The organism is Streptomyces sp. NPDC014891, from assembly GCF_043081085.1.
GTDB lineage: Bacteria > Actinomycetota > Actinomycetes > Streptomycetales > Streptomycetaceae > Streptomyces.
Genome location: NZ_JBIBWF010000014.1, coordinates 220,760 through 242,403, shown reverse-complemented (window position 1 = coordinate 242,403; position 21,644 = coordinate 220,760). Strand labels below are relative to the sequence as shown.

At 65.8% G+C, this 21,644-nt stretch carries 12 protein-coding genes and 2 pseudogenes; 6 read left to right on the top strand and 8 right to left on the bottom strand.

Annotated elements, in window-relative coordinates:
* Positions 1-41 precede the first annotated feature (41 nt).
* Both ACF09E_RS32640 and ACF09E_RS32635 read right to left on the bottom strand, forming a co-directional pair.
* Positions 42-1,349: a DGQHR domain-containing protein gene (locus tag ACF09E_RS32640; RefSeq protein ID WP_392209449.1), complete on the bottom strand. Its 1,308-nt coding sequence runs from the start codon at positions 1,347-1,349 to the stop codon at positions 42-44.
* A 26-nt stretch (positions 1,350-1,375) separates the two neighbouring features.
* Positions 1,376-1,891 (bottom strand): hypothetical protein, encoded by a 516-nt coding sequence (locus ACF09E_RS32635; RefSeq protein ID WP_392209447.1) that lies wholly within the window; start codon positions 1,889-1,891, stop codon positions 1,376-1,378.
* Positions 1,892-2,639: 748 nt separating this feature from the next.
* On the opposite strand from ACF09E_RS32635, the gene ACF09E_RS32630 reads away from it, so the two are divergent.
* The 5 genes from ACF09E_RS32630 (at position 2,640) to ACF09E_RS32610 (ending at position 10,575) form a co-directional block, all read left to right on the top strand.
* Positions 2,640-3,815 (top strand): cysteine desulfurase family protein, encoded by a 1,176-nt coding sequence (locus ACF09E_RS32630; RefSeq protein WP_392209445.1) that lies wholly within the window; start codon positions 2,640-2,642, stop codon positions 3,813-3,815.
* A 60-nt stretch (positions 3,816-3,875) separates the two neighbouring features.
* On the top strand, positions 3,876-4,982 hold the full coding sequence (locus ACF09E_RS32625) for a DUF4007 family protein (RefSeq protein WP_392209443.1): 1,107 nt from the start codon (positions 3,876-3,878) through the stop codon (positions 4,980-4,982).
* Between the two features lie 2 nt (positions 4,983-4,984).
* Positions 4,985-8,593: an ATP-binding protein gene (locus tag ACF09E_RS32620; protein WP_392209441.1), complete on the top strand. Its 3,609-nt coding sequence runs from the start codon at positions 4,985-4,987 to the stop codon at positions 8,591-8,593.
* Positions 8,590-9,426, top strand: a complete 837-nt coding sequence (locus ACF09E_RS32615) for a phosphoadenosine phosphosulfate reductase family protein (protein ID WP_384941542.1) — start codon at positions 8,590-8,592, stop codon at positions 9,424-9,426. The genes ACF09E_RS32620 and ACF09E_RS32615 overlap by 4 nt, the downstream gene beginning before the upstream one ends.
* A gap of 297 nt (positions 9,427-9,723) precedes the next feature.
* Positions 9,724-10,575: a phosphoadenosine phosphosulfate reductase gene (locus ACF09E_RS32610; protein ID WP_392209438.1), complete on the top strand. Its 852-nt coding sequence runs from the start codon at positions 9,724-9,726 to the stop codon at positions 10,573-10,575.
* 421 nt (positions 10,576-10,996) lie between these two features.
* Here ACF09E_RS32610 and ACF09E_RS32605 read toward each other — a convergent pair.
* The 6 genes and pseudogenes from ACF09E_RS32605 to ACF09E_RS32580 form a co-directional block, all read right to left on the bottom strand.
* Positions 10,997-11,248 (bottom strand): annotated as a pseudogene (locus ACF09E_RS32605) (flavoprotein); the annotation flags it as partial.
* Complete coding sequence (locus ACF09E_RS32600) at positions 11,245-12,237, bottom strand: FAD-dependent oxidoreductase (RefSeq protein ID WP_392209436.1); 993 nt, start codon at positions 12,235-12,237, stop codon at positions 11,245-11,247. The gene ACF09E_RS32600 and the pseudogene ACF09E_RS32605, both read right to left, overlap by 4 nt.
* Positions 12,234-12,643: pseudogene (locus tag ACF09E_RS32595) on the bottom strand (NUDIX hydrolase). The gene ACF09E_RS32600 and the pseudogene ACF09E_RS32595 overlap by 4 nt, the downstream one beginning before the upstream one ends.
* Positions 12,634-13,842 (bottom strand): damage-control phosphatase ARMT1 family protein, encoded by a 1,209-nt coding sequence (locus tag ACF09E_RS32590; RefSeq protein WP_392209434.1) that lies wholly within the window; start codon positions 13,840-13,842, stop codon positions 12,634-12,636. Before ACF09E_RS32590 ends, ACF09E_RS32595 begins: the two are co-directional and overlap by 10 nt.
* A gap of 273 nt (positions 13,843-14,115) precedes the next feature.
* Positions 14,116-15,030: an FAD-dependent oxidoreductase gene (locus ACF09E_RS32585; protein WP_392209433.1), complete on the bottom strand. Its 915-nt coding sequence runs from the start codon at positions 15,028-15,030 to the stop codon at positions 14,116-14,118.
* Between the two features lie 4 nt (positions 15,031-15,034).
* On the bottom strand, positions 15,035-15,862 hold the full coding sequence (locus ACF09E_RS32580; protein WP_392209431.1) for an isochorismatase family cysteine hydrolase: 828 nt from the start codon (positions 15,860-15,862) through the stop codon (positions 15,035-15,037).
* A 265-nt stretch (positions 15,863-16,127) separates the two neighbouring features.
* Between ACF09E_RS32580 and ACF09E_RS32575 the strand changes: the two genes are divergently transcribed.
* Positions 16,128-21,434: a sacsin N-terminal ATP-binding-like domain-containing protein gene (locus ACF09E_RS32575; protein WP_392209429.1), complete on the top strand. Its 5,307-nt coding sequence runs from the start codon at positions 16,128-16,130 to the stop codon at positions 21,432-21,434.
* Positions 21,435-21,644: the final 210 nt, after the last annotated feature.

Sequence of the window (21,644 nt, the reverse complement as noted above, 5' to 3'; positions counted from 1 at the left end):
GCAACGAACACGTTGCCCTGCCGAAGAGTGCACCCCAGCACTCAGGAGGCATCAACTGACGGCAGATTCTTCGCGAGCTCGTCCGCGGCAATCGGGTACCGCTCGTTCTTCACGGTGCGATACGTCCTCATAGCACGGTCGATCTGCGCCCTGGAGTTAGGCGCCAGGTGGGCCAACAAAAGCTCGAACAAGGCTGTGTTGTTGTCCTTTGCAGCGATCATCTTCCCCTTGCGACTGGCGCTGTCCGGTGTTTCCTGCCAGACGGCGCTGAACGGGGGCGCAGACATTCGCCAATCCAGCCCGGACAGGCGCTCCAGCAAGCGCGGCCAGTCAAGGAGGTTCTGGTCGATGATGTGGCGCGCAGCACGCGCAACCTGCACCTGAACTGCAGGCCTCATAAACGGATGACCTTCGCCGTCACGGCCCTTCGGGGCACGCAGTTCCTTGGGCGCCGACTGAGCCTCGTAGCGTTCACGCATGTTGCCACACGCCTTGAGTAGCTCGTCGATGCGCACGGCCAGATCATCGAAGCTCTCATCGAGTACGTCGTCTGCCGCACGCTGTGACGTCTTGCTCATGCTGTCGTGGAGTCCAAACCCAAGATCGGTGAGCAGGTCGTACAGCACGCCGATCGTCGTCCAAGCAGTCCCGGTGACCCCCACCTGGCGTGTGGCGAGCTTCAGCTCTCCGTCTACGCCGACCTTGCTGAAGACCTGAACCACACCGTCCTGCCGCAGGAACTCATGATCGTCGAGAAGCCGGCGGGTCAGGATCGCGAAGCCGTCGTCTTCGTCCAGCGCGATGTTCTCCTGCGCTGTCGTCTTAACGGCGTTGCGGTTGATGTTGGTGAAGAGGCGGCGCGTGCGCCTGCGGCCTTCCTCGTTGTCGAAGTGAGGAACGACGATAACGCTGATGTCTTCGCGGCCAAGCTCTGGATTGCGCTTCACAGCATCCTTGATCGCCTTTAGCCGGTGCTGACCATCGAGGGCGAAGAACTGGTGGGTACCGTCGAAGGTAAGGACACCGAAGTTCCCATCCATGCCGGACAGCACATCGCTGTTCTCAGCCGTCTTTTCCATCTCCAGAGGGATGTACTCGGGCGCACCGCCCCACGCCGCCACGATGATGGCACCCAGGAACCGATTCTCGTTCGTGAGAAGGTAGTTGGTGATCTCGGTGGTCCGCGCGCCAACGCCGCGCTGGATCATCGTGCCCAGATCCTGGTTCCCACCCAGGTCATGAGCGAAGTTGATCTCTCGCGCCACTGCCGCGTAGCTCATGAGGCAGGAGTAGTACGTCCAGTTTCCTACCTTCGCCTCGAAGGCAGGAACCCACGTCTTGGAGGGCATCGTTTTCTCTTCCTACTGTGCGGTGATCAGGCTGACCAGGCGGAACGGGGAGTGCCGAGGCGGGCCCGGAGCTTCGGCCGACCGCGGTCATTGAGCGGGGGGTTGTACAAGCGAATCAGCCTCTTCTCCAGCCCCTCGATCCGGTTGCGCTCGGGGACCGTGGCGCACCAGAACTCCAGGGGGCGCAGCGAGAGATAGCGGGTGAGACGTTGATTCCGAGTCTCGGGCTCGGCCTGGGTCCAGAGATCTTCGGGGTTGCCCCTCAGATGCCGTCGGTAGTCCTTGTACCTGAGCCGAATGGTGTTACCTCGATCGTTGTTCGATGCACCCGCTTGCCCGATATACAACAATTGCGGGAAGCTACCGTGCGCAGGCATCGCGCCAACATGGAACTGGAACGGTGGCCTCCAGACGAACATGTAGAGGCCAGGCTCGTCGGGCAGGGCGGGCGGCAGGTCTTCCGTCGCCTGATGGATCTCCCATGGGCTCGCGAACTCACGCAAGTCAGAAGCGAGTTGCTGAGAGTTCGTCGCGTCCAGCATCCGTAGCAGACCCACTTCGATCTGCAGGGCAGGACTGTCGTCCTCCCGATACCTCTGAACGACCCGAGTGAGGGCGTCCGTACCGGAGATGCTTGAAGTAGTCATGCCTGACGAGCCCCCCATGGCGTCGTAGTGGTGATCACCAGTTTGGCAGGTGCCACTGACAAGTCATCAGGGGATAGCAGATATTGCTACCTTCAGGACAGCAGATTCACGCCACGCTCCATGCACCCTTGACACCCCGGTGGGCTGCGCCACGAGAAGGGCAGGGCCGTCCAACCCACCAAGGAGCGCCCGCCACACCTCACCCATCACCACCTCCAGCATCAAGAGCCGCTTGACTTGATCACCGCATGGCACATACCCAAGCCATCCTCGACCAATCGAACATAGATTCGAAACATGGGAAAGCCGGCGAAGCGCTCCTGCATACGGCGAGTCACCTACACGCGACTCCTGGCGGGCGCCCGACACGAGCGCTCACCATCCGCCAGGAGTGGAACTTTCCGACGCAATGAGCGGCCGCCTCAGCGGGGACGTGACCTTGGAAAGCGCAGGTCAAGGCGGGTTTGATGCCCTCAAACCGCAGATGCTTACGCCAGTCTCAGCTGATTCTTACCCCGTGAGCGGTCCCCGCACCTTCAGGGCGTTGGATAGGATCTCAGTGCACTCCTGGTGGAAAAGGAGAGCGGCCCGAGCTAAGCCGCCAGGAGTGGTCAAGGCACACAGTGGCAAATGGGGGCAGAACATGGCAGGGGATCTGCAGGACGCAGACGTGGTGTACCTCGACTACAACGCCACCACACCTCTGCGACCAGAGGCCCTCGAAGCGACGCTCGGCGCACTGCGTAGCGTCGGCAATGCGTCAAGCATGCATCATCCGGGCCGCAACGCGGCCACCAGGGTCGATGCGGCCCGCCGCACCCTCGCTGACCTGCTGAATTGCACCCCAGGTGAGATCATTTTTACGTCCGGGGCCACGGAAGCGAACAACCTGGCCGTGAGGGCTGGCTACGCCCGCGGCGGCTTGCTGGTGACCACCGGTGCTGAGCACCTAGCCGTGATCGAAACAGCCCGAACCGTTACAGCAGGGCAGCCCGACTCCCTACTCACTCTTCCAGTAGACCCGGATGGCGTTGTCGATCTTGAGCCTCTACTTGCGGCGCTTCGCGACCAACCAGTGGCGCTCGTCTCCCTCATGGTCGCGAACAATGAGACCGGGGTGCTGACCGACCTGGCCCCGGTTTGCAAGGCCGCTCATGAAGCCGGCGCCCTGGTCCATACGGACGCGACGCAGTATGTCGGACGTCTCCCGCTGGATCTTGGTGAGCTTGATGTCGACCTGCTCTCCCTCTCAGCCCACAAGTTCGGCGGCCCGCAAGGTGTTGGTGCGCTCTTCGTGCGTCGTGGAACACCCTTGCCGCACCATCCACTACTCGTAGGTGGCGGGCACGAGCGCGGGTGGCGGGCTGGCACGCTGAATGTGGCTGGAATCGCGGGGCTAGGGGCTGCCGCGCAAGCCGCACATCAACAGCTTTCCAATGAGGTGGTCAGGGTCACGGCATTGCGCGACGCCCTAGAAGCCTCTCTGGTCGCCGCGGTCGCCGACTGCCGGATCAACGGGGCTCGCGTTCCTCGACTTCCAGGAGTGACCAGCGTCACCTTCCCTGGCTTGCCGGCCGACGCAATTCTCGCGGCCATGCCACAGGTGGCCGCGTCCGACGGGAGTGCATGCTCGTCAGGAGCCCCTAGCCCCAGCCACGTACTTCTCGCCATGGGGCACAGCCGTGACGACGCGGACTCCACTATCCGTTTCTCTCTCGGCTACGCAACCACCGAACGCGACATCGAACGGGCCGCTGTTGCGGCCATCGACGCCGTTAGACACGTCCGGTCGGTCATGGCCGCGACGGCCAAACCCTGACCAGCGTTACCCCCACGCAGGCACGTTCCCTCTTGATCTTGCTCTTGAAAGGCCCCTCGCATGTCAGACAGCCGGCTCGTTGAAGCCGTGGAGCTCTCCTTCGGGCGTCACGAGACCTTTGCCCCTCGTTTCGGCTGGCTACACAAGGCGTATATGCAGGTCAAGCACGACAGCGAGATCTTTCACCGCGAGGACGCTCCCGTCCTGCTCGGCGTGGGTAAGAACATGGTGTATTCCATGCGGCACTGGTCGAAAGCGTTCAAACTCACGCAGGAGCACCCGCACGAGGACCCCTCATACCGAGCCCTCGTCGCATCTCCGACCTGGCGAGCTCGGTGGCTGCTCGACGAAGAAGGAGCTGACCCCTACCTCGAGGACACGGGCAGCTTGTGGATGCTGCACTGGTGGTTGCTCTCGAACGACTCCGAAGCCAAGTGCTGGGCGCCGAGCTGGTACATGATCTTCAACCTGGCACCCCGCTCCCGGGTCACCTCTGCCGAGATGACCAGCTTCATCACGCGCCACGTCCACGAGAACTTCAGCGAGAAGGACTGGCCCGCGGGCGAGTCCATCTCGCGTGATGTTGAATGCATGATCAAGATGTACGCGCTGGACCAAGAGTTCAACCCGCTGTCGCCGGGTAGCTTCGAAGACCTCCTCATGTCCCCCTTCCGTGAACTAGGCCTGCTGGAAGGCCAGGGCAAGGGCAAGGAACGGAGCTGGCGCTTCACCAACGGATCGCGTTCGAACCTGCCGGCCCCCGTACTGGCCTACGCCTGCCTAGACTTCGCCGCGCGGTCCTCGGCGAACGCCGGATCCATCTCACTGGCCCGACTCGCGCAGGATCCGGGATCTCCGGGCCGAGCCTTCCGCATGCGGGAACCCGATCTGGCAAAGGCCATCGAGTCTTTGGTCAGCGACCACCCGGACCTGCAGATCGTCTCGGCACTGGGCCAGAGCAGCCTGGCCTTCTCCAAGGCTCCCCTACCGCTCGCCTGGGACATCCTCGACGCACACTACGGACGCGTGCGCGAGCGCGAGGGATTCCCCACGCCCCAGGAATGGACCAAGAAGTACCCCGCACTTGACGGCAGCGCTCCCAAGCGGACGCGTAAGAAGCTGCCCCAGCAGGTCGAGGCGCTGGACCTGATCGAGGAGATCGCGTAACCATGGCAACGAAGACCACTCAGCGCCCTCAGCAGGTCGCCACCGCACAGCTCCCTGCTGGTATCTCCCTGGTCGGCTCGGAGCTGCGCTCCACCAATCTTGAGCGCGACGTCGAGGAGAAGCACCTCAACGACCCGTACGTAGGAGCCCGCGCGCTCGACGTACTTGATCGCGTCACCAACGCCGTGGCCAATCTGCGTCGCACCCGCGCCTGGTCGTTCACTGGTCCGTACGGTTCTGGCAAGTCCACCCTTTCGAACCTCTTCGACGCCTTCCTTGGCCACGACGAAACCCGACGTGCCGAGGCCGAGGCTGCGGTCAGGGCCAGCAACCCCGGGCAGGCCGCTCGGCTGGCCCGTGTACGCGATGAACTCAGCGACAAGGCCGGATTCCTCGGCGCCGTTGCCACGGCTCGACGCGAACCTCTCGCCGCTACCGTGCACCGCGCTCTTCTGACCGCGGTCGAGCGTAAGTGGAAGAAGAGGGTTCCGAAGGAAATCGCCCAGGCGCTGGCCGCCTGCGCGGAGGGCGAGGTCCCGAGCCACGAGAGCATCACCAACGCCGTCGCGGCCCTGTGCGACCGGCATCCCCTGCTCCTGATCATCGACGAGTTCGGTAAGAACCTCGAGTACTCCGCCGCTGCCGGCGACTCAGGGAACGCTGCGAGCGACGTATACTTGCTGCAGATGCTCGCCGAGAAGGGCGCTGGCCCCTCGGGCATGCGGCTGTTCATGTTCACGCTGCAGCACCTTGCATTCACCGACTACGCGGCCCGTTCCAGCGCCATCCAGACCCAGGAATGGGCCAAGGTCCAAGGCCGCTTCGAAGACATCACTTTTGCTCCGAACCTCGGCGACGCAGTCCACCTCATGCGTCGACGCCTCGACTTGACCGGGGTTTCGGAATCTGGTCGCGAACTCATCCAGCAACAGGCCGACGCAGCGGCTAACACGTGGCAGCGCCACGCCCTGCGCACTGTCGTGGACATCTCCGCGGAGACGTTCGCCAGCCTCTACCCTCTGCACCCGCTCACCGCCGTTGCCGCGCCTCTGCTCGCTGCACAGATCGGTCAGCACGACCGCAGTCTCACCGGATTCTTGGCCAGCGACGAACCGAACACGGTCCGCCGGGCTCTGGAGACCTTGTCGTCTGATGCCCCTGAGCAGGCATGCACCCTGCGCCTGCCGCAGCTGTACGACTACTTCTTCGCCTCCGGCCGTACCACGATCCTCGCCTCGACAAAGGCCAGCCGCTGGCTCGAGGTCGACAACCGCCTTAATGAGGCCCATGGATTGCCCACGGAGGACCAAGACGTTCTCAAGGTGATCGGCATTCTCAACCTCATGGATGCCGATGGTGCGTTGGGCGCCACCCCGCCTATGATCCAGTTCGCTCTGAACGACCCGACGGACGCACTCGACCCCGATCGCTTCGCCGCCCTGCAAGAGCGGTTGAACAAGCTTGTCGACGACGGCTTCATCGTCCACCGCGCCTACAGCAACGAGTACCGGGTCTGGCAGGGTACAGACGTCGACATCGATGCGCGCGTTCGAGAGGTGGCCACGCGTATCGCCCCGGCAGACGTCCTGGGCTACTTCAGCAAGCACCTCGGGACGGTGCTTCCTGCGGCGGTCGTGGCCGGCGGACACAGCCAGCGCACGGGCATGCTGCGCTACTTCTCCACCACGGTCAGCCACAAGGGCGAGAAGCTCCAGGGACCTCAGATTGTCCAGGACGCTGCTGACGGCCTGATCGTCTACCACCTCGGGCCACTGAAGACCCGCCCCTCGGTGCAGTCGCCGCTGCCGGTGCTCATCGGCACTACGAAGAACCCGGATGCCGTTCTGCAGGCTGGCATCGACCTGGTCGCTCTCGAGGAGCTTCTCGACGACGACAGCATCGACCACGTCGCCACCCGCGAGATCGAGGAACGTGCAGCGGATCTCTCGCAGGCCATCGGCACCCTGTTGGACGAGGCGTTCAATCCCCTGAGCCCGCAGTCCAACTGGCACCTGTGGCACAAGGGAACCGAGGTGCAGGGTGATGACAGCGAGCCCATCGAGGCCCGCAGCTACGCCAACCTGGCCTCTCAGGCTTGCGACCGGGTATACCCGCATACCCCGCACATCCGCAACGAGATGGTGGGACGCCACCAGCTGACTAGCAACGGCGCCCGTGCCCGTCGCGAACTGCTGACTTCAATGCTGCAGCGTTCGGGCAACCCCCTGCTCGGATACGACAGGACGAAGTACACGCCTGAGCGGGCCATGTACCACGGCGTCCTGGAATACCTCGGGTTGCACCGCGCCGCTGGCGAGACGGAAGCTGGAACCGACACCACGAGCATCCTCACGCATGGCCTGTCGCGCCCCAACCTCGAGAAGAACCCCAGCATCATCAAGGCCTGGGAAGCCCTCGAGGAAGCCCTGACCGGCGCGAAGGAGGCCACACCGATCGTCGACATCTACGAGCAGCTCATGGCGCCGCCCTACGGTGTCAAAGCCGGCGTCGTTCCGATCCTCGTGGTTACCGCGCTCATCCTGCGTGCTCAGGACGTCGCCCTGTTCGAGGACGGCAACTACTGCCAACGTCTCACTCCGGAGATCGTCGAGAGGCTCAACGTCCCTTACCCGGACCGCTTCACGATCAAGGCTTCCCCGACAGGCCGCGGGCAGCGCCTCCTCGTCGTCAACAGCCTGGCCAAGGCACTCAACGTCGACACCCCGCGCTCCCGGGCTGCGCGTAACCCTGCGCTACTCGGCGTGACGCGGGCGATGCTCGAGCGCGTCATGGTTCTGGAGCCCTATGCCCTGAAGACTCGTCGGCTGAGCGCCGAGGCACTCGCAATCCGCGACGTGCTTTCTCAGGCCACCGACCCCGACGATCTGGTCTTCACCTCTCTGCCCGCAGCGTTGGGCTTCGAGCCGATCGGGGCTACGGCACCGCGGGACGACGAGGCAGCCAAGGCGTTCGTAACCAGCCTGACGGCAGCGCTCGACGATCTCACCGGTGCCAGCGCTGCCTTGCGCCAGGAGGTCGTGGCCACGATCGGCCGCGAGTTCCGTCTGCCGGCCGAGATCACCGGCCTTCGCACGGGACTCACCGTACGGCTGCTCGGTTTCGCCAACGCGCCGCTCGAGCTCAACCTGCAGGGCTTCGTCTCCCGTGTTCTCAACGAGAGCCTGCCGGACGAGGACTGGCTCGACCCGATCATCATCCGCCTGGCGAACCGAGCCCTGGGAGACTGGACTGACAAGGACGCCGCGACCTTCCCGCGGCAGGTCAAGGAGGTGGCCCGCGCGCTCGACCGTGTGAGCCACCTGTACGAAGCCCACACTGCTACCGATGCGGCCAAGGACGAGACGGCCGTCTCCCGGCAGATCGACACCCATCTGCTGACGCTCACCACACCTCAGGGGACCGAGGAGCGCACCCTCATCCACGTCCCCAAGCAGTCCCGCCAGGTGGCTGACGAGCTCGTTGTCAGTGTCATCAGGCAGGCTGAAGAAGCACTGGGTCCCGACGGCGCACGAATCCTTCTCGCCGCCCTGGCCGAGCGCCTGGCCGTGCAGGACGCCGACGCGGCCCCGACGACGAAGGAGACGCTGTGACCGACACCAACAGCCCGGCGGAGAAGAAGCGCCACGTCCTCGGCCTGTCGGGAGGCAAGGACTCCTCTGCCCTCGCGATTCACATGCGTGACCGGGTGCCGGAGATGGAGTACTTCTTCTGCGATACCGGCGCCGAGCTGCCGGAGACGTACGAGTACCTCAACCGCCTTGAGGCCGCCGTCGGCAAGCCAATCGTGCGTCTCAACGCGACCCGCGATTTCGACCACTGGCTTGAGGTCTACCAAGGCACGCTGCCCAGCCCTCAGATGCGCTGGTGCACCAAGAACCTGAAGCTCAAGCCCCTAGAAGAGTGGGTCGGCGATGACGAGGTGATCTCCTACGTCGCGATCCGCGCCGATGAGAACCGCCTCGGCTACGTCAGCACGAAGCCGAACATCTCCGCGGTCTTCCCCTTCCGGGAAGACGGCATCGACCGAGCCGGCGTCGACCGCATCCTCGAGGAGGCTGGCATCGGTCTGCCGGCGTACTACGAGTGGCGCACTCGCTCGGGCTGCTATTTCTGCTTCTTCCAGCGCAAGCACGAGTGGGTGGGGCTCAAGGACCGTCACCCGGAGCTCTTCGAGAAGGCCATAGCGTACGAAGAGAAGGTCAACTACCGGCGCACCGCGATGCAGGGCCGCGAGTACACCTGGTCCCAAGGCGAGTCCCTGCACGAACTGATTGCTCGCCGGGACGAGATCGAGGAGAAGCACCAGGCCGCGCTCGACCGCGCAGCCAAGCGTGTGAAGCCCAACCGCCCCCTGCTCGAGATTCTTGCTGACGCTCACGACGAGGATGACGACGAAGCTGGCTGCGCCGTGTGCCATCTGTAGACATCTCCAGTGACGAGGCCTTGCTGCCTCCGGTGCTAACCGGAGGCAGCAGGGCTTTCTGTTTTCCTGATGATCGAAACAGTAAGCTGCGCACACCCTGGCTGCCCCGACAGGACCAACTCGACTATTCCGGTGAAGCGCCATCCCAGGCCACGGAATCCAGCTCGGCGTGAGTGATCTGAAAATTACTCAGTGACATCTTCGCCGTCAGCTCAATTTTGAGAAATGATTCGCCGTTGACTCCTTCGCCACACGTCGGTTTGCTTGTCCAGACCGAGACGTGCGGAGGGGTTGGGCTTGACCGAATCGATGCCTGCAGATGAACTCAATCTAATTAGCGAGCATGAGCCAGAGCAGCCTCTGAGGGTCATCTCGTATGGTGGTGGAGTCCAGTCCACTGCACTTCTTGCCCTAGCCGCGAAGGGCGCTATCGACTTCCCCACCTTTCTGTTCTCCAACGTGGGAGACGACAGCGAGAACCCAGGAACGCTGCGATACATCAGGGAGTTTGCGTCACCGTTTGCACAGGAGCACGGTATAGCCCTAGAGATCCTGGACAAGGTACGACGCGATGGGCGCAGGGAGACGCTGTGGCAGCTTCTACACAGACCGGAAACGCGCTCCATACCGATCCCGGTGCGGATGGCCAACGGGGCACCCGGTCGTCGCAACTGTACGGCCGACTTCAAGATTAAGGTGATCTCTAGGTGGCTCCGTCGCCACGGCGCAACATCTGAGACGCCAGCTACCGTCGGCGTCGGTATATCTCTCGACGAGATCCACCGGGCAAACAGACGGAGGGCGGAGCCCAACCAAGAGGTTTCTTACCCGCTACTCGATCTAGGACTGCGTCGGGAAGACTGCATACGGCTTATTCAAGAGGCCGGACTACCAGTCCCTCCCAAGAGCTCATGTTTCTTCTGCCCCTTTCATACCGTAGAAGAATGGCGGAAACAGCGGGCCGATGACGCTGAACTATTCAGCAGAGCGGAGGATTTGGAGAGATTCCTCAACCTTCGTCGCGCCGCACTCGGCCGTGACGATGTCTATCTCACTCGATACGGCATCCCTCTGGGAACCGCGATCCAGAGTTCACCCAGCGAGAAAAGTGGAGACGGAGATTGCAACTCCGGGTGGTGCATGACGTAGGCCGCCGCGGCCGAGCTAGAGGTGGTTTCCACAGCCACGCGTGGAACCCGCCTCGGCAAGGCATGCCGTTCAACCCATACTGACCTGCAGCGACTCGAATCTTGCCGATCCCGAGCATGTGAGCTGAGGCATCAGTGGACACCCCTTGGTCATCGGCAAGGCCAAGCCGCGACAACGTAGATCCACCCCAGAGCTTAGATCCCGTGCAGGGCGGAAACGGTCCAGTCCCGCTTCACTAATCTCCTCAGCTAGCTCGACAACCGTATAGAGGCGCACCACCGGGCCGCTCTAGGTCACCGATTTCGTGGTGGCCGAGGCCCATCATGTCCGTGGTGAAGTCGGGGAGATCAGGTCCATCTCTCCCGGATCGAGCGAGAGGCACACCAGGACCTTAGTCCGCTGCGGCGGGCAGACGCTCGCGCGCGACGGCAATGGTGCCGGCGGGCGAAAGCGGGCTCGGGTCGCCGGGGCTGTGCCAGGCCGAGCGGATCGGGTAGCCCGTCTGGGCCTCGATCGCCTCGGTGCCGAGGAAGCCGAGGCCCTGTGGTGTGGTGATGACACCGGCGCCCCAGTCCTGCACCTGCGCGGCGGTGATCAGCTTGTGGGCATCACCCGCGATGCCGGCGGCGCAGACGACGACGTAGAGGAAGGGCTTCCTTGGATGGTCGTTCACCGCCCGTCTCCCCAGTCGGCGGTCAGGAGACTTGCAACTTCTTCGGCGCAGCCCCACGAGAGCGTGACGCCGGCGCCTCCATGCCCGTAGTTGTGCAAGACCACGGTGCCGTCCTCCGCCCGCTCTGCTTCCACCCGGACCCGGGCCCGGGTCGGTCTGGCACCGATCCGGTGTTCCAGGACGCGGGCCTCAGCAAGGCGGGGTTCGACCTCGGCACAGCGGGCCCGGATGTTGGCGGCCGCCTTGCCGTCGGGGGCGAGGTCGCCTTCGCCGTCGACGGCGGTGCCACCCAGAACGACGGTGTCGCCGTGGGGGTAGAAGCACAGCAGGTCCGGGGAGAGGCCGGTGTCCTCGGAGAAGAACTCGGTCAGCCCCGGGTTGGTGACGACGACGTGCTGTCCGCGGATGGGCCGAAGGTCGGGGTCCGGGACCAAATTCTCCGCACCGAGGCCCGTGCAGTTGACGATCACGGGCTCAGGGCCGACGTCCCCCAGCGAGCCCAGGCGTCGCTGCTCGACCATTACCCCAGCGGCATTGAGGCGGCGCAGAAGGTAGGTGAGGTAGGTGGGCATGTCGATCAGCGGCACCGTGAACCGGTAGCCGGCCGAGAACCCGGCCGGTAGTTCGGCCGGCTCGCACGGTCGGAAGCCGGGCAGGGCGGTGGCCCAGTCTGGTGGCGCCTCGGCCGTGCGGGACGCCTCGATGCCGATGGTGAGCCGGACGCCCGTGGACGGTTCCTCCGCTAGCTTGCGGAAGATCTCCAGGGAACGCTGCCCCCACTGGTCGACCTTGTCCTTCGGTTCTGCCAGGTACGGCCCCCACATCGCCCCGGCCGCCAGCGAGGTGACGCCGGGCACCTGCTCGGCGACCACGTGCACCGAGGCTCCGGCCTCGGCGAGCACGACGGCGGTGGTGAGCCCTGCTATCCCAGCCCCGACAACGACAACGCGCGCCTCACTCCTCAGTGACGTCGACTCGAAGGCTCTCATGCGAGTAGAGCCGCATCGAGGTAGTCCTGCACCGGCTCGAATAGCCCGTACGGCACGTACTGCGAGATCTCTCCGTGCGTGGCCCAGGTCAGCCCGGCCACCTCATCAGCACTCGCCACGACCGCCTGGCCGCCGACGGGACTGCATGCGATGTAGTGGATCTCCCGGCCAGTCATGGGGTGCTCCCGTTGTCCCAGCACACTCTGCGGCACCACCAGGAGCCCGGTCTCTTCCTCGGTCTCACGTGCTGCGGCTTCCCCGGGAGTCTCCTCAGGTTCGATCTTCCCGCCGGAAACTGCCACGAGAGTGCACCTTCCGCCACACGTCGCCGCACGAGCAGGACTCGCTCGCCCCGAACGACGACGGCAGCGGCGACTGCTCTCTGGGCCTCGGTCGTCACAAAGATCCCCTACCGTCGCACCTGAACGCGTGCGTTCCACTCGTACGCCAGGCAGCCCCGGACCGTTCGAGCGAATCCAGTACTTCCTGCTCCAAACCGACGATGACGTCGGACTTCAGAGTCCGGAGCGCCGCGACGGCCCCAGGGAAGTACGCGGTGAGATCGGCGAAGGGCGCCGTGGCGTCCCACAGCTGGTCACCCACCAGGCGTCGGTAGTTGAGGTCGCCCTTCATGAGGGTGAGCGTGGCGCTCTCGAACTCGCCGCGGAGGTCCTCGGGCATCTCCTCGTACGGCAGCGGAGCGCAGAAGAACGGGTGGGTGCGGACCTCCAGGCTTCCTGCCGCCATGGCCTTCCGCAGCCGGCCTCCGATCGCGCTGGCTTCGCCGGGTGCCTCGGTGAGGCGACGGAGGCAGTCGACGACGTCGGCCGTCATCGCGTCGGAGACGTAGTAGGGGTACGGCTTGAGGTGAAGCACAACCTGTTCGGCATGCCGCTGTTCGAGGAGGTGGTCGATGAGGATCAGGTCCGGGATCAGCTCGCAGCCCGCATTGTCCGCCACCACGGCGACGGTCGAGGAGCCCCCGACGGGCAACAGCTGCCACAGCATGGCGCCGTCGTCGGCGACCAGCGCGGAGGCAGCGGCGTCACCGGCCGCCGGCTCCCCCGACGAGACGCGGAAGCCGAGGTCCGCCCGGTTGCCCCAGAGCGACGCGTGGAGCAGGGCCGCAGCCCGCTCGTCCGCCGGAACGTTGGCAAGCGTCTCCAGGGCCCGCAGTTCCTCCTCCACGGCCTCGCCGCGCAGCTCGGCCCGCTTGAACGGCGCGAACGGATCGACTCCCTGCCACGGCCCGGTACCGAAGTAGCCGACCGCGCCGAGGAGCCTGCGGTAGAAGTAGCTCTCCGCCCACAGGAACGGGGCGTCGTACCAGGAGCGCCCGAAGTACTCCTGCCCCCAGTCCGCCCAGCACTCACGGTCGTGCTCCCCAGAGGCGAGCGGCTCGATGACGCCATGGGTGATCTCGTCCAGCAGGGCGTCAAGGGCCTCGTGCTGCCAGCGGCCGTACGGGAAGGCGTCTCGTACCTGCTGGAGGAGGGCAGGGTGACGCTTGGCCAGCACACCCCAGGCAAACGAGCCGGGCTCGTTACTCAAGATGACCGGCGCGTCAGTCGCATCGCCCGAGCTGCGGGAGGTCTTCTCTGTCATGGCGTCCAAGTCCTTCAATTCTCGCTCACGTGTCCATGGTCCCCACGGGTCACAACGCCAGCAGCGTTGCCTACCAGCACCTCACCCGTCGCCGGAGTGAGGCGTCCATCCACCCTGACCTTCGATCTGCCGCTGAGGTGGGAGGTGAACCGGTCCGTCCCCAGATGCCGTTCCCCGATGTCTCCGGTTCCCGCCCCGATCGCCACCTCGGTCTCACTGATCGCGGAGCTTCCCTTCTGGGGGCCGCCGTCGTCGCATCCCGCCGACGTGGTCTCAGCCCTGGGCGAGAAGTTCCCTGGCCGCGTAGTAGGCGTGCAGTGCGGCTTCGCTTCCGGAGCCCAAGGCAGTCATGATCCGCTGAAAGCGGGCGGAGCGGAGGTCGCCGGCCACGATGACGCGGGGGTGCTGGTCGGTCGGCGGGCAGTATCCGTCCGGACCGCGAGTCAGGTCGCCGGACGGGGCGATCGGCGCGTTCCCGATGCTGAGGTAGGCGGCGTCCGCCGTGACCCTCCGTCGGGCACCGTCCTGGCCCACCGCTTCCGCTGATACCTGGGTGCCTTCTTCGCAGCTCAGCATCAGGTGCTCGACGGGGAGGAGCGTGACTCGGCGGTCCTCGCGAATCTCCTCGATCTTGTACGCGTCAGCCGCCGGGTACGCCACGAGCAGGCGTGTGTCGGTGGTCGGGTGGGCGCGCAGGAAGGTGCCGATCGGGCGGTCGCCGCCGAGGACCAGGAGGGTCCGGCCCTCGGCGTCGTCCGCTTCGACCTGCCAGAGCGGGGGCAGGGTGACGCCGTCGGGGATGGTGATCCAGGCGGCGTCGCGGGGCTGGAGGGGGCCGACGCCGGTGGCGACGATCGCGTACGGGGAAGTGAGGCGGGTGCCGGTGGCCACTGTGGCGGTCACCCGGTCGTCGTCGGCGTGGAGTGCGGTGATGTGCCGGCCGAGTTCGAGGCGGCACAGCTCCGTGCTCTTCAGTTCTGCGACGATGGAGTCGGCGAGCTCGGGGCCGCTGGTGTGGCCGCCGAGGACGTTGTTCAGGGCAGGGATCCGGTAGAGGTTGCGGCACAGCCGGTCCGGCTCGATCAGGATCGAGCGCATGCCGACGCTGGCGGCCATGCGGGCAGCGGCGCAGCCGGCCGGGCCGCCGCCGATGATGATCAGGTCGGTGTCGTACAGCGTGTCGGCCATGGGGCTATTCCAGCACCGGGGCACCGGCGTACGCAGTGAGTCGGCCGATCACGTGGTCACTGGTGACGAGTTGGCCGGTTCCGATCAGGCGGCGGGCGACGACGAGGCCGGCGGCGTGGACGTCCGGACCGGCGTCGCTCGCGGAGGCATCGGTGACGATCCAGGGTACGTAGCCGTACTCGAAGGCGTCGGCGGCGGACTTCAGGACACAGCTCTCGGTGGCGATCCCGCAGAAGACGAGGTCGGTCCAGCCAGCCCAGCGGATCAGTTCGGCGGCCTCCGGAGTGAGGAGCGTGTACCCGGTCTTGTCGACGACCGCGTGCGCGTGGGCGGCAGCCTCGGCGAGCTCGGGAACGATGTCGATCTCGGGCGCTTCCTGGAGCCGGCGCCACTGGAAGAAGCGCTCGTAGGGGCTGTCCGGATAGTTGAAGTACCGGGTGAAGACCACGGGCCGGCCGGCGGCAGACCACTGGGCGACGAGGTCGGAGACCGCAGGCACGGCGTGGCGGCTGTGGTGGTTCACGAAACCGTTCTGCATGTCGATCACGACCAGCACGGCGCTGCCGATGTCCATCCGCTGTCTCTCCTGACCCGTGTCCTCAGCGAGGCTCTCGCGCAGAGCATCCTGTGCGGCGCGCAGCCGTTCGGCCAGACCACTGGTCTTCATGATGGCCTCCCGCATCAGGACATGCTGCGCGGTCTCCTGGGCGAGGGCGTGGACAGCAGGCGCAAGGCGGTGTCGTAGGCCGCCTCCGGCCCCCGGGCCGGAGGCGAGCCAGTAGAGGGAGAGGACGTACTCGGGGTTGGGGACGCGGGTGTGGTCCTCGTCCAATAGGTCGCGGAGCGCTTACCGCAGTAGCATCCGCCACTGACAGCCAGGTCGCTTGAAGCGTCTCTTTGAGCCTTCTCGCGCCGCCTCTCACCGGATGGTTTCTGATCCGGAGCCGCCGCACGGCTGCCTTCGACCACCCTATGAGTCACCGCCAGGTTGGCCGGAAAGAGTGAGCCTTGCTGCAAGAGGCTTCGGGAGAACGCCATGGTTCCTGTCACGCACCGGTTGTGTGCGTGACACAGAGGGGGGATAAGTCATCTCAACCATGCGAGACGGGGAGGCCGGCACGGCCTTCCAGGAGATCATCACGGCGCTGACCAGGCGGCGCATCGAGATCTACGACCAGGCGGGCGACGACTGGCGATTTGCCGAGAGCCTGAAGTCGGTCAGTGAGGATACGGCCCAGGAGTACGAGGGTCGCGCCGTATTGGAGCTCATCCAGAACGGGCACGATGCGCTGGCCGAGTGCAGCGCTGGAAGGATCGCAGTCCTGGTCTGCCGGCAAGCGGGCGAGAACGGTGTCCTGTATGTCGCCAATGAGGGCGCGGGGTTCACCGACAGCAACTTCCGCGCGATCACAGAACTCGCCCTGTCGGACAAGGGCGCCGGAGAGGGCATCGGCAACAAGGGGCTCGGGTTCCGCAGTGTGCTCCAGCTGACGGACTGGCCCGAGGTCTACTCCAAGGCGTCCCCGTCATCGGTGGAGTTCGACGGCTTCTGCTTCCGGTTCGCGCGTCCTGAGGACGTGCGCGAGCTAGTGGACGACCCGGAGCTGGCCGACCGGGTGATTGAGGACATCTCACCGCTGGCCCTGCCGGTTCCGGCGGAGGTCACCGATGCCACACTCACGTCCCTGGCCGCAGAGGGATTCTCCACCGTCGTACGCCTGCCACTGCGCAACAAGCACGCGGCGGAAGCCGCGATCACACAGGCCACGGAAGCGATCAGCGGTGAGGCACCGCTTCTGCTCTTCCTAGACCGGGTCGGTGAGCTGATCGTGGACGTCCGGGGCGATGGAGACCGGGATGGTCGCCGTGTGCTGGCACGCTCCGTGGCCCCGTCCAAGCTGGTTGCCCGAGAGGAGTCAGGGTGGGTCGAGGAGGTTGACCTCGCGGAAGGCGGGCGCTATTTGCTGGCCCGCCGCACGCTTGCCCCTGAGGAGCTGCGACGGGTGATCGAAGGGAGCGTCGAGGCACGCGAGATCGACGCGAAGTGGCTGAAGTGGGAAGGCGAAGCCTGGGTCGGAATCGCGCTCCGGTTGGACGCAGACCTGGAACAGGGTCTGTTGTACACCTTCCTCCCGATGTCGGATGCGGCCCGTGCACCCTTCCGCGGCCATGCTCACGCTCCGTTCTTCACCAAGCTGGCCCGACTTCATATCAGCGAGGCCGTGGCCCTGAACGCGTTCCTGCTGGATCAAATGGCGGAACTGTGCCTTCAGCTGATGTCGGCACTACGTGCCCAGGGACCGTGTTCCGCGGTCCGGGACCTCGTCCTGGACCTCGTGTGCTGGGACGTCCCGGCCCGGATCGACAAGGCCCTTGCCGGGAAGCTGGCGGACGAGCCGATCGTTCCCCTCGTCGGGGCAGACTCGTGGGGCACGCTTCGGCGTTCCTATGCGTGGCCTGACGGAAGGCGCCCCTGGACGGTCCTCACCGCCGAGGCACTGAGCCAGGCCGGCGGGCACCTCCTCGATTCTTCCGTCGGGCCATTCCGACGGGACCGTCTCCTCAAACTCCACCAGGACCTTCTCGGAACGCTCATGCACCCTAAGCCGCAGACGAGCGCAGCGTGGGTGGAACGCCTCGCCGAACGGTTGCAGCCCGCTGGAGGAGAACAACCGGCCCCCATGTGGGCGGACTTCTACGACGATCTTGCACAAGCGTTCGCCGACCATCCCGAACACCTTCGCGGCCGGCGGATCATCCTCGATCAGGATGGCCGGCTCCGGCCTGCGCTCGGTGGCACGGAAACGGTCGGCAAGGGCGAGCAGTCTGTCTTCTTCCTTCCCGAGGACGAAGGCGGTAAAGGCGCCGCCCAGGTACCGAAGGCGCTGAAAGCCCTACGGCGGCGCATGGCCTTCACCCACCCCGCCATCGCCTGGGGACGCCCCGGACGCACCTTCCTGGAAGCCCATCGGCTGGTACGCCCGTACCGGACCGACCGGGTCTTCGAAGCGCTGAGGGATCTCCTCGCCAAGAGCCCATCGGACGCCCTGTGCCGAGACGCCCTGGTCTTCGCCTTCCGCATCTTCCCCTCCCTCACCGAGGCCGAGCGCGGACGGCTGCCTCGGACAGGCCTCCGTCTGCCCGCGGGTGAAGGCGGCTGGATCAAGGCGATCAGTTGCCTCTTCTCCCCCGCATGGCGCACCGAGGGTGGGCGACGACTGGCGAAGTTCCTGGACGCGGGTGGCGACTCGATTCCGTCACTGGCGATCCTGCGTCAACGCTGGCTCAGCAACCCGGACCACTGGCCCGTCCCCGTCAACGACCTCACGGCCTACGTGGATTTCCTCAAGGCGATCGGTGTGGGCGACGGCCTGCCTCTCTCCTTGGTCGGCGGCAGACTCAGGCCGACCAACGGCCGGGACATGGCACCGGGAGTCGTGGCCCGGAGGCTGTCGCTCGGCGACGAGCTCGGACGGGCCTGGTCGAAGGACGTCCACCGTACCTGGAGCGACTTCGCCCACCCTTGGACGCCGTACGAGTTCCGCCACCAACTGGCCCATGTGCCAGGCGCCGTCGAGGTCACGGGGCTGGGCCCGGCCGCCCGCCGAGAGTTCGCGGAGTTGTTGCTCATCGGGCTTCGCACCTGGGCGGACACAGCCTTCACCGTCCCCCTTCACCGGCCGCACCACGCCCGGAATCGCGACCCCCACACATGGCCGAGCCCACTAGCATCCTTCCTGCGTTCCATGCCCTGGCTCCCGGTGGAGACCAGAGACGCCGACGGTCCAACCTTCGTCCCGCCGAACCGTGCGTGGTTCAGCGCCGAGGGCGACCTTCCGGCATTCGTTCCCTCACTCCCCCTCTCGATCCGTCGGGCTCTGGCCGACAAGGCGGTGCTCGAACGTCTACGCCGGTGCGGTCTGCGATTCTGGGACGAATCCGAGCACGCAGGAGCTGCCGTTCGAGACCTCGGCGCGATCGTCGCCACGGGTGGCGTACCCGACCACCTCAACGTCTCGTTCAAGAAGCACTACGGGAGGGCATGGTCCCACGTAGCGGATAGCGAGCGCTGGCCCTGGCCCGCCGGAGAGCCGGCGCAGCTGGCGGTGGTCCACAAGCACGCTCTGACCACCCTCACGCCTTCCTCTCGGGAGAACCCGGTCTACGTCTGCGACGAAGCCGACCCGCTGAAGGAGACTCTCGTCGAACTCGCAGGCCATCCTGTCCTGATTGCCGGATCCGATAACGGCGCGAGAATCGCGAAGAGGCTCGAGTCGAGCGGAACGCCCGTGGCCCGGCTGTCCGACACGCGGGTTCAGGTGAACGACCGTGGCAAGGAGCCGATCAGCCCATCGGACGACCACCCCCGACTCACTGAGACCCGGGAGTGGCTGGTCCTGGTGGTAGCTCTGGTGGTGGAGCTCAAGTCCGGCGCGTTCCTGCGCCGTAGCGAACGCAGCGTGCGCACCCTCCTCGACCAGTTGCGCGCGATCCGCATCTTCCGCGCCGAGGAGATCGAGATCCTGATCGCCGGTGAGCGTGTGGAGCCTCCGCCGACGACCCGCAGCCTGCCGCTGCCCGATCCCGACTGCCCAACCGTCGTCGTCTGGGACGTCGACCGCGATGCCGACGGTGGCTGGGAAGAACTGCAGGCGTCCACGTCGGCGGTCACTCAACTCCTCCACCAGCCGTCGCTGCAGGACGCCCTGGAGCTCGTTCTCGTCAAGCTGCAGCGGCACTCCGGCGGCGCGATGCCGGACTACATCGACGACCACACACTCGCGCTGGCACTCGACACCAACGAGTCCAAAATCTCGGAACTACGGCGCAGCCTCACGAATGACCTGCACCACATGGTCCGGCAACTGCGCCCCGTCCTGATCTGTCTGACTGGCACCGACCGCGCCGACACGGTTTCCGAGGCCCTGGACGAAGCCACGAACGAGGAGGAACTAATCGCGGCCCTCGGCCGATCCCGCTGCGCTCTCCCGCTCCCCGCCACCGAACTCCTCGCCATGGCCCGCACCTCTACGACGCCCGCCGAACTTCGGGAGGCCCTGGCGCTGGACTACAAGGCGTTCAACGAGGCACTCGCCGCGCTCGGAGCCCCCTATAAGCCCGACTGCGACCCAGACCTCCACGAGCGGACGTTCAGCGAGTTCGTCCGCGCCCACGCCGATGCCGTTCTGGACCGGCTGCGCGAGCGGTACGCACCTCAAGCCGCGGGAGGAAGGGACGTGGCCGCGTACGCCGCCGCCCGCCATCTAGAGGACCTGGCTCCCGACCCGGACTGGCTGCCCTGCTTCGCCTCCCCTCCCGAGGAGCAGATGCGGGCCCGAGTCGCCCACTGGCTGCAGTCGCACGGTGCCGACGACGACCTGCAGCGCGCGGGCGATCTCAAGCCCGTCGACGAGCTACGCCGCCTCAACACGGCAGCGCTCGACCGCTTGGTCTCCGTGCTGACGAAACTGGTGCCCGCCTGGTGCCGTCGTCACCGCGTTTCCGTGCCGGTCGGCTGGAGCAGCGCCCCGCTGATGGAGGCACGCACCGCACTGCAGAGCTCCGGACTGGCCGACCTCCTCCTCCTGACCGACGAGCGGCTCCTGCGCGAGGTGGCCCGCGGAGTGGGCTGGCCGGCGGGCATGCCGCACAGCGCCGACCCCGCATCCCTGGGCCTCACCGCCCGCGACCTCGCACAGCCGCCCGCACCCTCGTCAGGCTTCATCGGATCCCGCGGATCCGTCCAGCCCACGATCAAGATCGGCGACGAGGAGATCATCGTGGGGCGCGACCACTTCGCAACCATCGCCGACCTGGCGACCCGGACAGTCGACCAGACCTTCCTCACGCAGTCCGGGAAGGTGCGCCTCGACCTGATGGCATCCGTTCCGCAACCCCGCCGCACACCAGAATCTCGGACACCCAGGATCGTCGTTGCGCGCAAGGCGCAGCTCGGCGAGGAACAGAAAGCGGCCATCGGCCTGGTGGGCGAAGTCTCCGCACGCGCTTGGCTGGAGCGCCGGTACGCCGAAGTCCACTGGGTCTCGGGCTACGCCGCGGTCCTCAACGAGGACGCGGCAGCGTCCGACGGCCACGGCTACGACTTCGAGGTCGCCTACCGCGGCACCACACGCCTATACGAGGTGAAGGCGACCAGCGAGTCCGACACCGAGCGGATGGAGTTCGAGCTGGGTGTCTCCGAGGAGAGGGCAGCACGGGAGCACGCGCGCGGAAGCCGCTATCGGATCTTGCTGATCACCTCTGCCCTCGATCCAGAACGGCGACGGGTGTTCGAACTGCCGAACCCATTCGCGGCGGCGGGACGTGACCGGTTCCTGGTAGTAGGCCGGGGGCTGCGCTATCAGTTCTCCCCGACCCGTGGAACAGCCCGCCCGATCCCGTAGAACGGTCGTCACGGTGTGGAGGGACCGGCGGAACTCGTGGCCTGAACAGGCGATGGAGTGGCCCTAGCGAAGCCCATGCCACCGCCTATCCACACCCGAGCTGCCCTCCGGACGCGATCAACTCGCCGCGAGGGCAGCGTCTTCTCTGAGCGAATCTGTCGTGAAGCACCAGTCGCTGACAGTCAGGACTGACACCATCCGACCATCGAG

Coding starts and splice junctions, on each gene's coding strand:
- ACF09E_RS32625 (WP_392209443.1), top strand. CDS start 3,876: ATGTCAGACAGCCGGCTCGTTGAAGCCGTGGAGCTCTCCTTCGGGCGT.
- ACF09E_RS32585 (WP_392209433.1), bottom strand. CDS start 15,030: ATGGCCGACACGCTGTACGACACCGACCTGATCATCATCGGCGGCGGC.
- ACF09E_RS32575 (WP_392209429.1), top strand. CDS start 16,128: ATGCGAGACGGGGAGGCCGGCACGGCCTTCCAGGAGATCATCACGGCG.
- ACF09E_RS32640 (WP_392209449.1), bottom strand. CDS start 1,349: ATGCCCTCCAAGACGTGGGTTCCTGCCTTCGAGGCGAAGGTAGGAAAC.
- ACF09E_RS32590 (WP_392209434.1), bottom strand. CDS start 13,842: ATGACAGAGAAGACCTCCCGCAGCTCGGGCGATGCGACTGACGCGCCG.
- ACF09E_RS32600 (WP_392209436.1), bottom strand. CDS start 12,237: ATGAGAGCCTTCGAGTCGACGTCACTGAGGAGTGAGGCGCGCGTTGTC.
- ACF09E_RS32630 (WP_392209445.1), top strand. CDS start 2,640: ATGGCAGGGGATCTGCAGGACGCAGACGTGGTGTACCTCGACTACAAC.
- ACF09E_RS32620 (WP_392209441.1), top strand. CDS start 4,985: ATGGCAACGAAGACCACTCAGCGCCCTCAGCAGGTCGCCACCGCACAG.
- ACF09E_RS32635 (WP_392209447.1), bottom strand. CDS start 1,891: ATGCTGGACGCGACGAACTCTCAGCAACTCGCTTCTGACTTGCGTGAG.